General features: G+C 68.2%; 16 protein-coding genes. 7 read left to right on the forward strand and 9 right to left on the reverse strand.

The features are described 5' to 3' along the window. The coding region (locus tag AC1DXV_RS21795) for an AraC family ligand binding domain-containing protein (protein ID WP_477935499.1) at positions 1 to 254 on the reverse strand (254 nt) is incomplete at its 3' end. 117 nt (positions 255 to 371) lie between these two features. Here AC1DXV_RS21795 and AC1DXV_RS21800 point away from each other — a divergent pair. From AC1DXV_RS21800 to AC1DXV_RS21820, 5 genes are all read left to right on the forward strand, one after another. Further along, on the forward strand, positions 372 to 1,625 hold the full coding sequence (locus AC1DXV_RS21800) for an ABC transporter substrate-binding protein (RefSeq protein ID WP_477868249.1): 1,254 nt from the start codon (positions 372 to 374) through the stop codon (positions 1,623 to 1,625). A 2-nt stretch (positions 1,626 to 1,627) separates the two neighbouring features. Next, positions 1,628 to 2,512, forward strand: coding sequence for a carbohydrate ABC transporter permease (locus AC1DXV_RS21805; RefSeq protein WP_457330327.1), 885 nt, complete (start codon positions 1,628 to 1,630; stop codon positions 2,510 to 2,512). Next, entirely contained in the window at positions 2,509 to 3,411 is a 903-nt protein-coding gene (locus AC1DXV_RS21810; RefSeq protein ID WP_477868246.1) for a carbohydrate ABC transporter permease, read from the forward strand. Before AC1DXV_RS21805 ends, AC1DXV_RS21810 begins: the two co-directional genes overlap by 4 nt. A 37-nt stretch (positions 3,412 to 3,448) precedes the next feature. After that, complete coding sequence (locus tag AC1DXV_RS21815) at positions 3,449 to 5,386, forward strand: glycoside hydrolase family 127 protein (RefSeq protein ID WP_477935501.1); 1,938 nt, start codon at positions 3,449 to 3,451, stop codon at positions 5,384 to 5,386. A 208-nt stretch (positions 5,387 to 5,594) separates the two neighbouring features. After that, complete coding sequence (locus AC1DXV_RS21820) at positions 5,595 to 6,656, forward strand: DMT family transporter (RefSeq protein ID WP_477935503.1); 1,062 nt, start codon at positions 5,595 to 5,597, stop codon at positions 6,654 to 6,656. 33 nt (positions 6,657 to 6,689) lie between these two features. Here the strand turns inward: AC1DXV_RS21820 and AC1DXV_RS21825 are convergent, their stop codons facing one another. The 3 genes from AC1DXV_RS21825 to AC1DXV_RS21835 form a co-directional block, all read right to left on the reverse strand. Beyond that, positions 6,690 to 7,490: a response regulator gene (locus AC1DXV_RS21825; protein WP_477935505.1), complete on the reverse strand. Its 801-nt coding sequence runs from the start codon at positions 7,488 to 7,490 to the stop codon at positions 6,690 to 6,692. A gap of 5 nt (positions 7,491 to 7,495) precedes the next feature. Next, positions 7,496 to 9,328 carry a PAS domain S-box protein gene (locus tag AC1DXV_RS21830; RefSeq protein ID WP_477935507.1) on the reverse strand — a complete coding sequence of 611 codons (1,833 nt, stop codon included), beginning with the start codon at positions 9,326 to 9,328 and terminating at the stop codon, positions 7,496 to 7,498. Between the two features lie 140 nt (positions 9,329 to 9,468). Continuing rightward, entirely contained in the window at positions 9,469 to 9,867 is a 399-nt protein-coding gene (locus AC1DXV_RS21835) for a carboxymuconolactone decarboxylase family protein (protein WP_477871152.1), read from the reverse strand. Between the two features lie 173 nt (positions 9,868 to 10,040). On the opposite strand from AC1DXV_RS21835, the gene AC1DXV_RS21840 reads away from it, so the two are divergent. After that, the gene (locus AC1DXV_RS21840) at positions 10,041 to 10,937 is read left to right on the forward strand and encodes a LysR family transcriptional regulator (RefSeq protein ID WP_477935509.1); all 897 of its coding nucleotides are present in this window, start codon (positions 10,041 to 10,043) and stop codon (positions 10,935 to 10,937) included. Positions 10,938 to 10,939: 2 nt separating this feature from the next. Here AC1DXV_RS21840 and AC1DXV_RS21845 read toward each other — a convergent pair whose 3' ends face one another. Genes AC1DXV_RS21845 through AC1DXV_RS21865 form a run of 5 tightly spaced genes read right to left on the reverse strand, consistent with a single transcriptional unit; the run spans position 10,940 to position 14,245 of the window. Next, positions 10,940 to 11,446 carry a GyrI-like domain-containing protein gene (locus tag AC1DXV_RS21845; RefSeq protein ID WP_477870710.1) on the reverse strand — a complete coding sequence of 169 codons (507 nt, stop codon included), beginning with the start codon at positions 11,444 to 11,446 and terminating at the stop codon, positions 10,940 to 10,942. Between the two features lie 55 nt (positions 11,447 to 11,501). After that, positions 11,502 to 12,359 (reverse strand): bestrophin-like domain, encoded by an 858-nt coding sequence (locus AC1DXV_RS21850; protein ID WP_477870712.1) that lies wholly within the window; start codon positions 12,357 to 12,359, stop codon positions 11,502 to 11,504. 58 nt (positions 12,360 to 12,417) lie between these two features. Next, positions 12,418 to 12,840 (reverse strand): thioredoxin TrxC, encoded by a 423-nt coding sequence (gene trxC, locus AC1DXV_RS21855; protein ID WP_477870714.1) that lies wholly within the window; start codon positions 12,838 to 12,840, stop codon positions 12,418 to 12,420. A gap of 19 nt (positions 12,841 to 12,859) precedes the next feature. Further along, positions 12,860 to 13,450 (reverse strand): SIS domain-containing protein, encoded by a 591-nt coding sequence (locus AC1DXV_RS21860; RefSeq protein ID WP_477870716.1) that lies wholly within the window; start codon positions 13,448 to 13,450, stop codon positions 12,860 to 12,862. A gap of 57 nt (positions 13,451 to 13,507) precedes the next feature. Next, on the reverse strand, positions 13,508 to 14,245 hold the full coding sequence (locus tag AC1DXV_RS21865; protein ID WP_477870718.1) for a phosphatase PAP2 family protein: 738 nt from the start codon (positions 14,243 to 14,245) through the stop codon (positions 13,508 to 13,510). A gap of 237 nt (positions 14,246 to 14,482) precedes the next feature. Here AC1DXV_RS21865 and AC1DXV_RS21870 point away from each other — a divergent pair, with 237 nt between their 5' ends. Further along, complete coding sequence (locus AC1DXV_RS21870; protein WP_477870720.1) at positions 14,483 to 14,824, forward strand: H-NS histone family protein; 342 nt, start codon at positions 14,483 to 14,485, stop codon at positions 14,822 to 14,824. Positions 14,825 to 15,055: the final 231 nt, after the last annotated feature.

Raw genomic sequence — 15,055 nt, forward strand, 5'->3', positions numbered from 1 at the left:
GGGTAGGGCAGGGTAGGGTAGGGCAGGGTACCGCCGTGCTCCTTGCCGGGCCACAGCAGCAGCGTCTCTTCGGCGCCGACCCGGAATTCGCGCCCCGCCTCCTCGATGCCCAGCATGCCGCGCTTGACGTACAGCAGCTCGAACGAATCGATCACGCGGCGCGGGTGCTCGCCCACGCCACGCGACATGAAAAGCCCGCCGTTGGTTGCCTGCAAGGCCATCGAGAGCGCAAACGAGAGGCTGCTGTCCTGCATTCGAAGGAAGTCGGATTTGTCCCGTTTTGCTCGGGCTTTGTCATCTTGTTGGCCGCATTCGTTGCTGTCAACATGGCTTTCACCGCGCACCAACACCAACAAGCAGGAGACAAACCCATGCGTAGTCCCAACTGGGCGAGACAGCTCGCCGGTGGCCTGGCGGCTGTGCTGCTGGCAGGCGGCGTCCACGCCCAAGCCGGCCAGGAGATCAGCTTCTGGATCCGTGCCGCAGACGCCGGCTTCGTGGAGCCGCTGGTCAAGACCTGGAATGCCAAGCAGGCCAACAAGGTGGCGCTGACCGTCATCCCGAGCGATGACTTCGTCACCAAGTTCGGCACCGCCGTGGCGGGCGGCGCGGCACCCGACGTGGTCGCAATCGACCTGATCTTCGTGCCCGCCTTCGCGCAGGCCGGGCAGCTGAGCGACATCGGCGCCGAGGCGCGCGGCCTGCCGTTCGCGAAGAGCCTGTCGCCCTCGCACGTCCGCCTGGCCATGTACGGCGGCAAGCAGTACGCCGTGCCGTTCAGCGCGGAAAGCTCCTTCCTGCTCTACAACAAGGCGCTGTTCAAGCGCGCCGGCCTGGACCCCGAGAAGCCGCCGACCACGCTGGCCGAACTCGAGGCCTACGCCCGCAAGATCGCCGCGCTGGGTGGCGGTGTCAAAGGCTTCTACTTCTCCGGCGCGTGCGGTGGCTGCAACATCTTCACGATGACGCCCTACGTCTGGGCCTCGGGCGGCGACGTGTTCTCGGCTGACGGCAAGAGCGATGCGCTCGACAACCCCGCGCTGCGCAACACGCTCGCGATGTACCGCCGCCTCTGGAAGGACGGCGTGATGCCCGGCGGCGTCAAGACCGACAACGGCAGCAACTTCATCAGCCCGTTCTTCTCCGGCAAGATCGGCATGCAGGGGACGGGCGCCTTCGCGATCGGCCTGCTGAAGAAGGACCACCCCGAGATCGACTTCGGCGTGGCGCCGCTGCCCGGCGAGAAGGGCGGCAGTGCCAGCTTCGCCGGCGGAGACTCCATCGCCATCCCGGTCGGCTCCCGGCACAAGAAGGAGGCCTGGGACTTCATCACCTGGTGCCTGTCCGAGGAAGTGCAGGTCGAACAGTTCGCGAAGAACGGCAGCATTCCGGTGCGTGCCGACCTGGCCGACAACGCCTACAGCCGGCAGGACAGCCGCTTCGCGATGGCGTCGGTCGCGATGCAGTCCGGGCGCACGCCGTACTCGGTGCACTTCAACCAGCTGATCAACGACCCCAACGGCCCGTGGCTCGCGATGATCCAGGAGGCGGTGTTCGGCAAGGGCGTCGACGTGGCCATCAAGGACGCGCAGGCCAGGTTCCGGCAAGTCCTGGCCGCGCCCTGAGGATGCTGGCACTCCTCGGCCTCAGGGTTCCCCGCGGGCGCGCCGGCCTGCTCTTCATCCTGCCGTGCCTGGCGGTGACGACGCTGTTCTTCATCGTCCCGCTGCTGATGACGGCATGGATGTCGCTGAACAACTGGCCCCTGCTCGGCCACCCGAGCTTCACCGGCCTGAAGAACTACCTGGACCTGTTCCACGATGCGTCCTTCTGGGGCAGCGTGCTCTTCACGGTGAAGTACACGCTGGTCGTCACGCCGGCGATCTTCCTGTTCGCGTTTGCACTGGCGCTGCTGGTACACCGTGGCGTGCGCTTCGTCGGGATCTTCCGCACCGCCTATTTCCTGCCGGTGGTGATCGGCATGACCACGGCCAGCCTGCTGTGGACCTGGCTGTTCAATGACCAGGTCGGCATCTTCAGCGCCGTGCTGATGGATCTTGGCTGGATCGACGAGCCGGTGCAGTGGCTCGGCGACACCTACAGCGCGCTGGCCTCCATCGTGGTGATGGTGCTGTGGAAGGCGGCCGGCTTCACGATGGTGATCCTGCTGGTGGGCATGCAGGCGATCCCGGTCGACCTGTACGAGGCGGCCAGCCTCGACGGCGCGCGCTGGTGGGCCCAGGTGCGCCACATCACCATCCCGCTGATGCGGCGCACCTTCGCGCTCGCGCTGACCATGTCCTTCATCGGGTCCTTCCTGGCCTTCGAGCAGTTCTTCGTGATGACGCGCGGCGGGCCGTTCAACAGCACGATCACCGTCGTGCACTGGATCTACCGCGCCTCGTTCACCTACTTCAAGCTGGGCTACGGCGCGGCGATGTCGGTGGTGCTGCTGCTGATGCTGCTGGTGCTCTCCGCCGTGCAGCTGTACCTGCTGAGGGACGAGCGATGATCGAACTCGCGCCGCTCTCGATGCGCCCGCACGCCGTGATCGACACGCCCGGCCACCACCACTGGCGCCGGCTCGGCCTGCAGGCCGCGTACTACGGGCTGTGCAGCGTGCTGATGCTGATGTTCCTGTTCCCGATCCTGTGGTCGCTGCTGACTTCGTTCGAGACCGCGGCCGAAGCCTCGGCGTCGCCGCCGCTGTACTGGCCCAGCCGCTTCTCGCTCGAGAACTACCGCAACCTGGCGAACTACGGCCAGGGCATCGGCCGCTACCTCGGCAACAGCGCCGGCGTGGCCTCGATGACGGTGCTGTTCACGCTGGTGCTCGCGACGCTGGGCGGCTACGGCTTCTCGCGCTTCACGTTCCCCGGGCGGCATGCCTTGTTCATGCTGATCCTGGCGACCTTGATGATCCCGTTCCAGTCCATCCTCAACCCGCTGTTCGTGCTGCTGCGGCTGCTGCACCTGCAGGACACGCAACTCGGCCTGGCGCTGGTCTACACCACCTTCCAGCTGCCGTTCGCCGTCTTCATGATGCGCAATGCGTTCGATGCGGTGCCGAGGGACATCGAAGAGGCCGCGGTGCTCGACGGCTGCTCGCCGCTCGACCTGCTGCTGCGGGTGATGCTGCCGCTGGTCGGGCCCGGCCTCGCGACGGTCGCGTTGTTCGCCTTCTTCGGCTCCTGGAACGAGCTGCTGGCCGCGCTGATCCTGATCTCCGATTCGCGCGCCTTCACGCTGCCGGTGATGCTGATCAACGCGCAGAGCGGCCAGCTCGGCTCCGTCAACTGGGGCTTGATGCAGGCCGGCATCGTGCTCTCCATCGTGCCGTGCGCGGCGCTGTTCCTGCTGCTGCAGCGCTACTACATCCAGGGCCTGATCGCGGGTGCGGTCAAGGCCTGATGCCATCGATCTCCACCGAGTCCACCGGGAACGCTTCATGACATTCGTCGTCGATTTCAGCCGCAGCCGCGGCGCCGTGCTGCGGCCGGTGGCGGTGGCCGCCGTCACGCTGGCGGGCCGCTTCTGGGGGCCGCGCCTGCAGCGCAACGTGGAGGTCACGCTGCCCACACAGTACGACTTGCTGGAGAGCACCGGCCGGCTGAACAACTTCCGGCGCGTGACCGGGCGGTACGACGGGCCGTATGCCGGCATCTTCTTCAACGACTCCGACGTCTACAAGTGGATCGAGGCCGCGTCGTGGGCGCAGGCCGCCGGGCCGGTACCGGTATTGCAGGAGCGTATCGATGCGGCCATCGCGCTGATCGAGGCGGCACAGGGCGACGACGGCTACATCAACACCTGGTTCAGCCTGGAGCGCCAGCACGAGCGCTGGAGCGACCTGCGCGACCTGCACGAGATGTACTGCGGCGGCCACTTGATCCAGGCAGCAGTGGCGCATCACCGCGTCACCGGCAGCACGCGGCTGCTGACCGTGGCGCGGCGCTTCGCCGACCTGCTGTGCGAGGTGTTCGGCCCGGCCGGCGAGGGCAAGCGGGTGATGGTGGACGGCCACGAAGAGATCGAGATGGCGCTGATCGAGCTGGCGCGCGAGACCGGCGAGCCGCGCTACCTGAAGCAGGCCGAGTTCTTCATCCATGCGCGCGGGCACGGCCTGCTGCACGGTGGCCGCATGGGGCTGGACTACTTCCAGGACGACGTGCCGATCCGTGCCATGACGTGTCTGTGCGGCCACGCGGTGCGCGCGCTCTACATGGCCTGCGGCATCACCGATCTGGCGCTGGAGCGCGAGGACGCGGCGCTGCTCGACCGGCTCGGCTCGCTGTGGACCCAGCTGACTCGCCGGCGCATGTACATCTCCGGCGGCATGGGCGCGCGCTACGAGGGCGAGGCGCTGGGCAAGGATTTCGAGCTGCCGAATGCCCGCGCCTACACCGAGACCTGCGCAGCCATCGGCAGCATGATGTGGAACCACCGCATGCTGGCCGCGACCGGCGATGCGCGCCACGCCGACCTGCTGGAGTGGACCTTGTACAACGGCATGCTGCCCGGCTGGGGGCTGGACGGCAGGCACTACTTCTACGTCAACCCGCTTGAAGACGACGGCACGCACCACCGACAGGCCTGGTACGACGTGGCCTGCTGCCCGCCCAACGTGGCCCGCACCGTGGCGGGTCTGCCGGGCTGCGTGTACAGCACCAGCGCCGAGGCCATCTGGGTCAACCTTTTCATCGAAGGGACGGCACGCATTCCGCTGGGCGAACGCACGGTGCAGCTTGCGCAGCGCACGCAGTACCCGTGGGACGGCAGCGTCGCGATCGAGGTCGGCACGGCGGGCAGCTTCACGCTGCACGTCCGCGTGCCGGGCTGGTGCGACGGCGGCGCGGGCCTCGCGGTCAACGGGCGCGCCGTGCTGCAGGCCGTCGAGGCTGGTGCCTATGCGGCGATCAGCCGCGACTGGCAGGCCGGCGACGTGGTGCAGCTCACGCTTCCCATACCCGTGCAGTGCTGGCAAAGCCACCCGCGGGTGCACGAGAACGCGGGGCGCATCGCGCTGACGCGCGGTCCGCTGCTGTACTGCGTGGAGGCGCTGGACCACCCGGGTGCGGGCATCGAGGACTTGAGCGTCGACACGCAGTCCGCGTTCGAGAGCCGGTTCGAGCCGGACACGCTGGGCGGGGTGGTGATCCTGCGTGGCACGGCGCGCGTCGTGCCGCGCGATGCGGCCTGGGACGACGCGCTGTACCGGCGCGTGCAGCCGGGCAAGCCGGACGTGCCGCCCGGCGGCGACACCGTCGAGGTCGTCGCGATCCCGTACTTCGCGTGGCAGAACCGCGGGGCTTCGCCGATGGCGGTGTGGTTGCCTCGGGCCGCGTCCGATCGCTCTAGCGAAGCGCGATCGGCAGGGCCGGCGTAGTTGCGCAGCGTCATCGGCATCAGCAGGATCGGTACCGCTGCCGGCGACGCGGCCGCATACGACACGGGCACGCTGGAGAGGTCTGAGCAGATCAGCTCGAACTGCTTGGGTGAGAACTCGAACAGCCCGAAGCCCAGCGCGCAACCAGTTGCGCATTTGCGACGAGGATGACACCACCTCTGATCCGTGCCAGTGGCATGCTGCCGGCATGGATCGAATCACTCGCCGGCCTGCGCTTCGTGGCGGCCTCATCGCCCTCGTCGCCGCTGTTCTTTTCGGAATCAGCACACCGCTGGTCCAGCGTTTCGGCGTGGGTGTCGGCAGCTTCACGACGGCGGCACTGCTGTATGCGGGCGCTGCCCTGGTCGGATGGGTGCTTCGCCGTCCCGTCGAGCACGAGGCTCGAGTCCGCCGCAGCGATGCGGGTCGGCTGATCCTGATGGCGCTGTCTGGCGCCGCCGTCGGCCCCGTCGCACTGTCGTGGGGCCTGCAGCACACCAGTGGAGCCGGCGCTTCGCTCATGCTCACGCTGGAGGCGGTATTCACCGCGGTGCTGGCCATGCTCTGGTACCGCGAGGCGATGGACCGGCGTGTCCTGCTGGCCATGGCATTGCTGACGCTGGGCGGCACGGCGCTGATCATCGACCGGGCCGCGGCAGGCGTCAGCCAGGCCCTCGGGCTTCTGGCCGTGCTCGCCGCGACCGCGGCCTGGGGCGTCGACAACACGCTGTCGCGCGGCGTAGCGGATCGCGATCCCGGCCAGGTGGTGATGTACAAGGGGTTGCTGGGTGCGATGGCAACGGCCGTTCTCGCACGGGCCTTCGACGAGCCGGTGCCTGCCGCCTGGCAAGCGGGTGCCCTGCTTGCGGTGGGTGCGACAGGCTACGGGCTGAGCCTGCGCTTCTACCTGCTCGCCCAACGCGCGTTCGGTGCAGCGCGTACCGGCTCCGTCTTCGCGTTCGCTCCGTTCGTCGGCGCGCTGTTCGCCTTCCTGCTGGGTGAGCGCAGCGGAAGCGGCTGGATGCTGGCGGGCGCCGTCTCGATGATCCTCGGTATCGTCCTGCACCTCGTCGAGCGCCATGAGCACGAGCACCAGCACGATGAACTGGCGCACGAGCACGCCCACCGCCATGACGACGGGCACCACACCCACGCTCATGGCCTCGATGCGCCGCCGGCCGGTGTGGTGCACAGCCACCCGCATCGTCACGAGCCGATGCGCCATGCACACCCGCACGTCCCCGACGAGCACCATCGGCACTCGCATTGAGGTGATCTCGCTATCGGTCCATCCTGCGAGCCCTCAACGGCGCACGCAGGCCTCGATCTCGGCCAGCAGCAGCGCCGGCTCCAGCGGCCGCAGCAGGTAGCGGAAGGCACCGAGCTCCAGCCCCAGTTGGCGCGAGGCCTCGTTCCAGTGTGTCGACGACAGGAAGATGAACGGGATGTCGCGCAGCCGCGGGTCGGCCTTCACGCTGCGGATGAAGTCGAAGCCGGTGCCCTCGCTCATGCCGACGTCCGAGATGATCAGCGCCGGCAGCCGCTCGCGCGCCATCTGCAGCGCGAGGCCCGGCGTCAATGCCGTCAACACCTCGTAGCCGTGCGGCTGCAGCAGGTCGCGCTTGAGTTCGAGGTTGATCGGCGAATCGTCGACCACCAGGATGGTGGCGATGGGCACCACCGGCCGGTGAGGCGCGGCGGGCGCCGTGCCGGGCGCCTCGTTCGACCGGCGCAGGCCGGCCGGCAGCAGCTGGTTGACCGCCTCGATGAAACTCAGAGGCTCGAGCGGCTTCGAGATGTAGCCATCGAAGCCCTGTGCCAGCACGCGTTCGCGGTCGCCCACCATCGCGAACGCGGTCACCGCGACCAGGGGCACCTCGCGCAGCACGGGGTCGGCCTTGGCCAGGCGCGCGAACTCCATGCCGTCGATCTCGGGCATCTGGATGTCGCACAGGATCAGGTCGGGCTTCTCGCGCCGCGCGATGTCCAGCCCGACGCGCCCGTCGACCGCCTTCAGCGTCTCGAAGCCGAAGGCGCGCAGCAGGTAGTCCATCAGCTCGCGGTTCATCGCGTTGTCTTCGACGATCAGCACCCGTGCGCCCATGCCGGTCAGTCCTGCGCGATCGGCAGCACCAGCGTGAAGCAGCTGCCCCGGCCGACCTCGCTGCTCAGCTCGATGCGCCCGCCCAGCAGCTCGGCCAGCTTGCGGCTCAGGTACAGGCCGAGGCCGGTGCCCTCGGTGCGCGCCCGCGCGGCACTGCTGCCCACCCGTGCGAAGGCCTGGAACAGCGTGGCCTGGTCCTGCGCCGAGATGCCGGCACCGGTGTCGGCCACCGCCAGCTCGACGCAGCGGTCCGCGTCGCGGCTCTTGAAGCCGACCGTCACCGACACCGTGCCCGCCTCGGTGAACTTGATCGCGTTGTTCACGAGGTTGATCAGGATCTGGTGCACCGCGCGGCGGTCGGTGCGCATCTCGAGCGCGCCATCGGGCATCTGCACCAGCAGGCGCAGCCCCTTGCCCTCGGCCACCGGCCGCAGCGTGGCCGCCACCTCGTCCACCAGCGAGCGGCAGGCCACCGGGACCAGCTGCATCTGCACGTTGCCGGAATCGATCTTCGCCAGGTCGAGCAGGTCGTTGATCAGCGACAGCAGGTGCTTGGCGCTCGACTGCACCATGCTCAGCTGCTTCTCCTGGTCGGGCGTCAGCGGCCCCGGCAGCTTCATCAGCAGCAGGCCGGTGAAGCCGATCACCGCGTTCAGCGGCGTGCGCAGCTCGTGGCTCATGGTCGCGAGGAACTTGTCCTTGGCCTGGTTGGCCCGCTCGAGCTCGACGTTCTTCTCCTGCAGCGCATGCTCGACGCGCCGGCGCTCGGTGATGTCGCGGATCGAGCTGCTGACCAGCGTGCCGTCCTCGGTCTCCAGCGGGCTCAGGCTGATCTCGACCGGAAACTCCGAGCCGTCGCGCCGCCGCCCGTGCAGCTCCAGGCCTTCGCCCATCGAGCGCACCTTCGGGTCGGCGATGAAGCGCGTGCGGTGCCCCGGGTGGTTGCCGCGGAAGCGTTCGGGCACCAGCAGGTCCACCGACTGGCCCAGCAGTTCGGCGCGTGGGTAGCCGAACAGCCGCTCGGTCTGCGTGTTGACCAGCACGATGTGGCCGTTGCGATCGACGATGACGATGGCATCGGGGGCCGATTCGAGCAGGCCGCGGAACTTCTGCTCGGCCTTGCGGCGGTAGGTCATGTCGCGAATCGCGCTCATGCCCATGCGCCCGGCCTCGGTCTCCAGCGGGCTCAGGCTGATCTCGACCGGGAACTCCTCGCCGCTCTTGCGCAGCCCGTACAGCTGCAGCCCCAGGCCCATCTCGCGCGTGCGCGACTGCGCCATGTAGTGCGCCCGGTGCCCGACGTGCGCACCGCGAAAGCGCTCGGGCATCAGCATCTCCAGCGGCCGGCCGGCGATCTCGTCGCGCCGGTAGCCGAACACCGCCTCGGCCTGGCCGTTGACGAACACGATGCGGCCGATGTCGTTGACGATCACGATCGCGTCCGGCGTCGACTCGAGCAGGCCGCGGTAGCGGGTGTCGATCAGGCCGGCATCGCGCCGCATCTTCATGTGGGTGACGTCGGCCATGCGGTGCAGGTGGCCGCCGCCCTGGCCGGCCACCGGCTCCAGCATCCGCGTCGACGCCAGCACGTAGATCAGCGAGCCGTCCCGGCAGCGGCGCACCACCTCGCGGCTGCGCTCGTCGCCCGCCGGCTCCGGCGAGTCCGCGGGCGCCAGCAGCTCCGGGAGCAGCCGGCCGATCGCCTCATCGCGCCGGTAGCCGAACATCGCCTCGGCCGCCGGGTTCCACCAGGTGACGCGGCCGTCGTCCCCGGTGGCGATCAAGGCATCAGGCGACTCCTGCGAGAGTCGCGCGGCCAGCGGGTCGGCTGTCGTCATGGCGAGTCCTCCCCGCACGGCGGCCGAAACAGCGCGAGGGCCGCGTGCAGTACGTTGTTGTCGATGCAAACCGACAGCATTGGGCACCTTGCCCGGCGGTTGCGCAAGAGGCGCGAGCCGGCACCGATCGACGGACACCGCTAGTCGGAACCCACGGGCAGTGGAATACCCGACTCTGCGAAGACTTCTCGCACAACCGCCAGGCCGTTGAGTGCCGCCGGGAATCCCGCGTAGACGGCCATCTGCATCACCACCTCGACGATTTCATTTGGCGAGCAACCGACATGAAGGGCGGCGTGCACGTGCACCCGAAGTTGAGGCTGAGCGTGACCGAGGGCACACAGCGCCGCGACCGTGGCGAGTTCGCGTTCGCGCAGGCCCAGCCCCTTGCGCGCATAGATGTCGCCGAACGGGAACTCGACGATGTAGCGCGCGAAATCGGGAAAGGATTTCGCCAGCCCCTCTACGACCGCCAAGCCCGCGGGGCCGTCCACGGTAGCCAGCATGGCGGCGCCGCGTTCGTAGCGGTCGGCGCTCATCGTGCGGCTCCATGGGGCTCAGCGGCAACGTTGGCGGTGGAGCAGATGGCAGCGAGGCTGCCTGCGGCGATGAGATGTCTGATGGTCATGAGCGGCTCCTGAATTCCGATGCAAGCCACTGTAGGAGCAGGTCATGGCATGGGGAATGACCCAGTTCGTGATACCTTTTTGGTATGTCATCGCGCCTGGATTCACGCTCTCTCGCACTCTTCCTGGCGGTGGCCGACACGTCGAGCTTCCGGCAGGCCGCCGAGACGCTGCACGTGTCCCAACCGCCGTTGAGCCGTGCGATTCGTGAACTCGAGGAGCGGCTGGGTGCACGCCTGTTCGACCGCGGTACCCAGGGCGTGAGCCTCACCGAGGCTGGCCGCAAGCTGCTGCCCTATGCGCGAAGCATCGGCGGATTGCTCCGTGAGGCCGAGGCCAGCCTGGCGCATGAGGGCATGCCGCAGAGTCTGAGGCTCGGCCTGACGAGCGCCGTCGAGCCGGCGTGGTTCGGTGGGCTTGCGGAACGGATCCAGGCGAGGCATCCCGACACGGCCGTGTCGGTGGTCGTCGACACGTCCCCCCGACTCGTGCGCCAACTGCGCGCGGGCCGATTGGCGGCAGCTTTCATCGCGCTGCCCACGGAGGCCTCCGGCCTTGACGTGATGGAGCTCGACCGGGTGCCGATGATGGTGGCGATGCCATCGTCCCACGGCCTGGCCCGGCGCCGAACAGTCCGGCTCGCCGACCTCGCCGCAGAGGTCATCTTCTGGTTCGAGCGTGCGCGTCAGCCTGCGTTCTACGACCACTGCCAGCGTGTTTTCGCCCATCACGGCTTTGCGCCACGGAAGGTCAAGGAGCCGACGGACCATCACGTGTTGCTTGCCGATGTGGCGGGTGGGCGTGGCATGGCCTTGCTGCCCAAATCGTTTGCACGGCTGCGGCGGGCAGGTGTTTCCTATCGTGCTCTGGTCGAGGGGGAGGAGCTGGCCGTCGGCATTGGATTGGCCACGCCTCGGAACAAGGAGGCCGTGCGGGACTTCCTGGTCGCGGGCCTCGATACCAGCAAGGTGAGCGGCAGCTGATCTCAATCGTCGGCAATCTTGATCGACAGCTCGACGTCCCAGAGCAGCTTTCTCGACTCGACGCGGTAGTCGGTCAGGTAGGCCTCATACCTGCAGGCGTACGACTCCACACGGCCCGCGACCAGCGGGTCGAAAGCAATTCCGCGGTCCTTCGCCCATTTCATGAGGGCCTGGTTGCCTCGAAGCCCGTTGCCCCGGTAGACCAGGGTGGCGTACCTCCCCTTCGGAAGCGTGCCCGGCTTGATGCGCCCGTCGCCTGGCAGAACAGAGCTCGTCACCAGGCCGACTTCCACCTCCATGGTGCTCTTCATGTCGCAGTGGTAGTACCGCAGAAAGTAGGGCGCCTGCTCCGACAAGTCGTTGTCATGGGCCCACTTTCGCAGTTCCTTCAAGGCCTTCGTGACCAAGGCGAACATCCCCTCGAAAGGGGTCTCGAAGCGCAAACCCAGGTAGGGCCTCTCGGGCTTGTCGACGATTGATGCGGGACCGATGACGTTCTCTGCCTTCATGCCATCGCTCAGTTCACTGGTCGTACCAGGGGTCTCTCCGGCAAAAACGACGCGGCTACTTCGTGGCAGCCTGCGCCGGCGGCAGGCTTGGCGCCTGCGCAGACCAGCGCGCCATCGTCTGCATCGTGCGCTGGATCGGCTCGGGGCCGATGCTCTCCGAGCCGGCGAACGGCCGGTCCATCGCGGCGATGAAGAAGAACACCAGGCCGAACACCCCCGAGAGCAGGCCCACCGCGGTGATGTTGAACGCAGAGCGCGGCAGCACGTAGGTCGTCAACAGGGTCAGCATCGTCGCCAGCACGACCACGCTCCACAGCGTGCTGGGCACCTGCGCCTCGCTGGCCTGGGTGCGTTCCCGGCGGGCCCGGATCAGTTCGTTGGTGCGCGCCCAGATCTCGGGCATCAAGGCCGCTTCGCGCGGTCCCACCGGGTCGATGCGGCCGACCGTGCGAAACATGTCGTCGAGGAGGTCGCGCGCCTGCTCGGGCAGTTCGCCCCTGCGCATCGCGGCCCATTCCTGATCGACCACCACCGCGGCGTATTTCTGCAGCAGGTCGCGGGCCTGGCGCGATGGCACGGTGTCGTAGACCGCCAGGTCGCGCGCCAGCGCCGTCATCACGACGGCCTCGGTGCGCACCGCCTTCTCGGCCGAGCCGAACGATTCCCACACCGAGATCGCCGAGAACGCGAGCAGCAGCGAGTTGATGGTGGCGATCACGCCGAGCAGCGCGATTGCGACATTGCGTTCGCTCTCGGCGAAGGTGACGCGGCACACGCGCTGGAAGACGGCGTAGCCGCCCAGCCCGATCAGGATCCAGCCGCCGCTGATCAAGAGGCCGAAGAGCCAGTTCGGAAGGTCGTAGAGGGCCAGTGGCATGCCGCCACGATAGCCGCGCGCTCCCTGGTGGGCCATCAGCGGATTGCTGAATTGGCCCTTCGAATAACCCGCGGGTGGAGCGCAACAGGGCGGCCTATGCCACCTGCGAGCGCACCCACGAGACGATTTCCTGTGCGGGCAGGGCGCCGCTGCGGCGCGCCACCTCCTTGCCGCCGCGGAACAGCAGCAGCGTCGGGATGCTGCGGATGCCGTAGGCGGCCGCGCTGCGCTGCGCCGCCTCGGTGTCGAGCTTCGCGAAGCGCACGCCGGGCAGTTGCCGCTGCGCCGCCTCGAACTGCGGCGCCATCGAGCGGCATGGGCCGCACCATTCGGCCCAGCAGTCCACCAGCAGCGGCATCTCGTTGCCGGCCACGTGGCGCTCGAGGCTCGCGTCGTCGACCTCGATCGGGTGCGCCGGCAGCAGGCTCTTGCCGCACTGGCCGCACAGCGGGTCGTCGCCCAGCCGGGCATCGGGCACGCGGTTGCGGGTCAGGCAGGATGGGCAGACGAGTTGCATGCGGGCCTCCTTGCGATCGTCAGGCAGCGTAGTTTTCAGGGAAGAAATGGCGCTCGATCAGCTCGATCAGGATGTGCAGCACCTTGATGTGCAGCTCCTGCACGCGGTCGGCATAGCGGCCGCCCGGCGTGCAGACGTAGACATCGGCGAGCGCCTCGAACTCCGGGTTGCGCTTGCCGGTGAGGGCGATCACCGACAGGCCGTTCTCCTTCGCGGCGCGGGCGGCGCGCAGGATGTTCTTGCTGGTGCCGCTGGTGCTGATCGCCAGCAGGCAATCGCCCGGCCGGCCATGGGCCTCGATATAGCGCGAGAACACCTGCTCGTAGCCGAGGTCGTTGCCGACGCAGCTCATGTGGCTGGCGTCGCTGATCGCCGCGGCGCCAAGGGGCGGGCGGTCGTTCCGGTAGCGGCCGGTCAGCTCTTCGGCGAAGTGCATCGCATCGCACATCGAGCCGCCGTTGCCGCACGAGTAGACGCGGCCCTTGCGTTCGAAGACCTGGATCAGCAGCGCGGCCGCCTGCTCGACGCTCGCGAGCGCGGGGCCGTCGGACAGCAGCGCGTCGAGCGCGCGCTGGGCTTCGCGCAGGTTGGATTGGATGTGTTCGATCATGTCGGGTGTTCCATCGGTGCATCTGGGGACGGCCAGCCCGTCCGCAATGCCCCGAGGTTAACCCTTGGCCGCGCCCCATCCGCCGGCAGCCGGTGCGATGCGGCGCAGCCGGGGCGCGTGCGTGGCCAGCACGCAGACCGCCCAGCACACCCACGCGGTCCACAGCGAGTGGCTCAGGTAGTGCGCGCCGCGCATCACCTGCACCCAGGCGAAGACGCTGCCGCAGGCCAGCGTGATGGCCAGCCAGCGGCGCGCGGCCACCGGGGAGGCCCGGCGCAAGGCGAACCAGCCGGCGAGGAACGAGAACGCGGTCGACGCGTGGCCCGACGGAAAGCACTGGCCCGAGCCGCCGTCGCGCTTCCAGAACTGCCAATGAGGCACGTAGTCGAGCACGTCGCCGCCGAAGCGGGCGAGGTCCCACGGGCAGCTGGTGGCGCTGTTGCGCTTGAGCAGCGGAATCAGGATCACGCAGGCCAGCGTGGTCGTCACCCACCAGACGCGTTCCCGCTTCGTCAGGCCGCGGGCGAACGGCAGCGGGCGCCAGATGCCGGCCAGCAGCGCGCCGAACAGCAGCCAGGCCGGCCAGCGCGCGGCATCGTGCAGCAGCGTGCCGGTGAGCCAGCGGTCGCGCCACGCAAAGCCGTGGGCGTTGCCGAACCACGACGTGAGGGCCAGGTCGAGGCCGCTCAGGTCCCAGGCCAGCAGCACGGCCAGCGACAGCAGCACGACCATCAGGTCGGTGCGCATCGAGGCGGGCTGCCGGGCCGGCGAGGCAGGAAAGACGTGAGCGACCATGGGCCGCGATGCTCGCGACCCAGACTTAGGCCGGCCTTAGTTGGAACCTCCGGCGATCTGACCTTGTCAACTGCGTCACGCGGGATAAGCCATCCCCAAACCGTGTGATATGGTCGCGCCGCGCACTCTGCGGGGCTCAGCCCGTGGCGTGCTGCCTGGTCTCGGCGTACGAAGGAAAGTCGGTCAGACAAGAACCGGCACGGGAGGCGGCGCCTGTCGCAACTCATGGAAACTCCGATGTCGAAAACTCTGGCCCAATTGAAAAAAGAGATCGCAACCCTCACGCGCGAAGCCGAAAAGCTGCAGCGCAAGGAAGTCGAAGGCGTCGTCGTACGCATCAAGGAAGCGATCGAGGCCTATGGCCTGACCGCCACCGACCTGGGTCTCGGGGGCGCCAAGCGCGGCCCGAAGGCCGCCGCCAAGAAGGTCGCCGTGAAGCGCGGCCGCAAGAGGAAGACGGACGCCGAAGTCAAGTTCCGCGACGAGTCGGGCAATGTCTGGGGCGGCCGCGGCCCGCGCCCGAAGTGGCTGCGCGATGCCTTGATCGCCGGCAAGCAGCTCTCGGACTTCGCTGTGTGACGGCCCCTCGGTCGACGGGTACGTCGACCGATCCCCGGGGGGATCGCGGGCCGGCTTGGGGCGGCCCGGCGCTCGGCCCGCTCCGCTTCGGTCCCCTGGGTATTCCCTCTAGGCACTCTTTTGCGATGAATTTCAAATAGCAAACGTTCGCGCAAACGTTTGCTTATGAAAACGACAGTCACGGCGAGGGAAACGTGGTGCGAACGAAGTACCGTCCGGGCGGTTCAATCG

This window comes from Rhizobacter sp. P3_C12, assembly GCF_056402735.1.

Coding starts and splice junctions, on each gene's coding strand:
- AC1DXV_RS21815 (WP_477935501.1), top strand. CDS start 3,449: ATGACATTCGTCGTCGATTTCAGCCGCAGCCGCGGCGCCGTGCTGCGG.
- AC1DXV_RS21845 (WP_477870710.1), bottom strand. CDS start 11,446: ATGAAGGCAGAGAACGTCATCGGTCCCGCATCAATCGTCGACAAGCCC.
- trxC (WP_477870714.1), bottom strand. CDS start 12,840: ATGCAACTCGTCTGCCCATCCTGCCTGACCCGCAACCGCGTGCCCGAT.
- AC1DXV_RS21825 (WP_477935505.1), bottom strand. CDS start 7,490: ATGGGCGCACGGGTGCTGATCGTCGAAGACAACGCGATGAACCGCGAG.
- AC1DXV_RS21865 (WP_477870718.1), bottom strand. CDS start 14,245: ATGGTCGCTCACGTCTTTCCTGCCTCGCCGGCCCGGCAGCCCGCCTCG.
- AC1DXV_RS21835 (WP_477871152.1), bottom strand. CDS start 9,867: ATGAGCGCCGACCGCTACGAACGCGGCGCCGCCATGCTGGCTACCGTG.
- AC1DXV_RS21860 (WP_477870716.1), bottom strand. CDS start 13,450: ATGATCGAACACATCCAATCCAACCTGCGCGAAGCCCAGCGCGCGCTC.
- AC1DXV_RS21820 (WP_477935503.1), top strand. CDS start 5,595: ATGGATCGAATCACTCGCCGGCCTGCGCTTCGTGGCGGCCTCATCGCC.
- AC1DXV_RS21805 (WP_457330327.1), top strand. CDS start 1,628: ATGCTGGCACTCCTCGGCCTCAGGGTTCCCCGCGGGCGCGCCGGCCTG.
- AC1DXV_RS21850 (WP_477870712.1), bottom strand. CDS start 12,359: ATGGCCCACCAGGGAGCGCGCGGCTATCGTGGCGGCATGCCACTGGCC.
- AC1DXV_RS21840 (WP_477935509.1), top strand. CDS start 10,041: ATGTCATCGCGCCTGGATTCACGCTCTCTCGCACTCTTCCTGGCGGTG.
- AC1DXV_RS21830 (WP_477935507.1), bottom strand. CDS start 9,328: ATGACGACAGCCGACCCGCTGGCCGCGCGACTCTCGCAGGAGTCGCCT.
- AC1DXV_RS21810 (WP_477868246.1), top strand. CDS start 2,509: ATGATCGAACTCGCGCCGCTCTCGATGCGCCCGCACGCCGTGATCGAC.
- AC1DXV_RS21870 (WP_477870720.1), top strand. CDS start 14,483: ATGTCGAAAACTCTGGCCCAATTGAAAAAAGAGATCGCAACCCTCACG.
- AC1DXV_RS21800 (WP_477868249.1), top strand. CDS start 372: ATGCGTAGTCCCAACTGGGCGAGACAGCTCGCCGGTGGCCTGGCGGCT.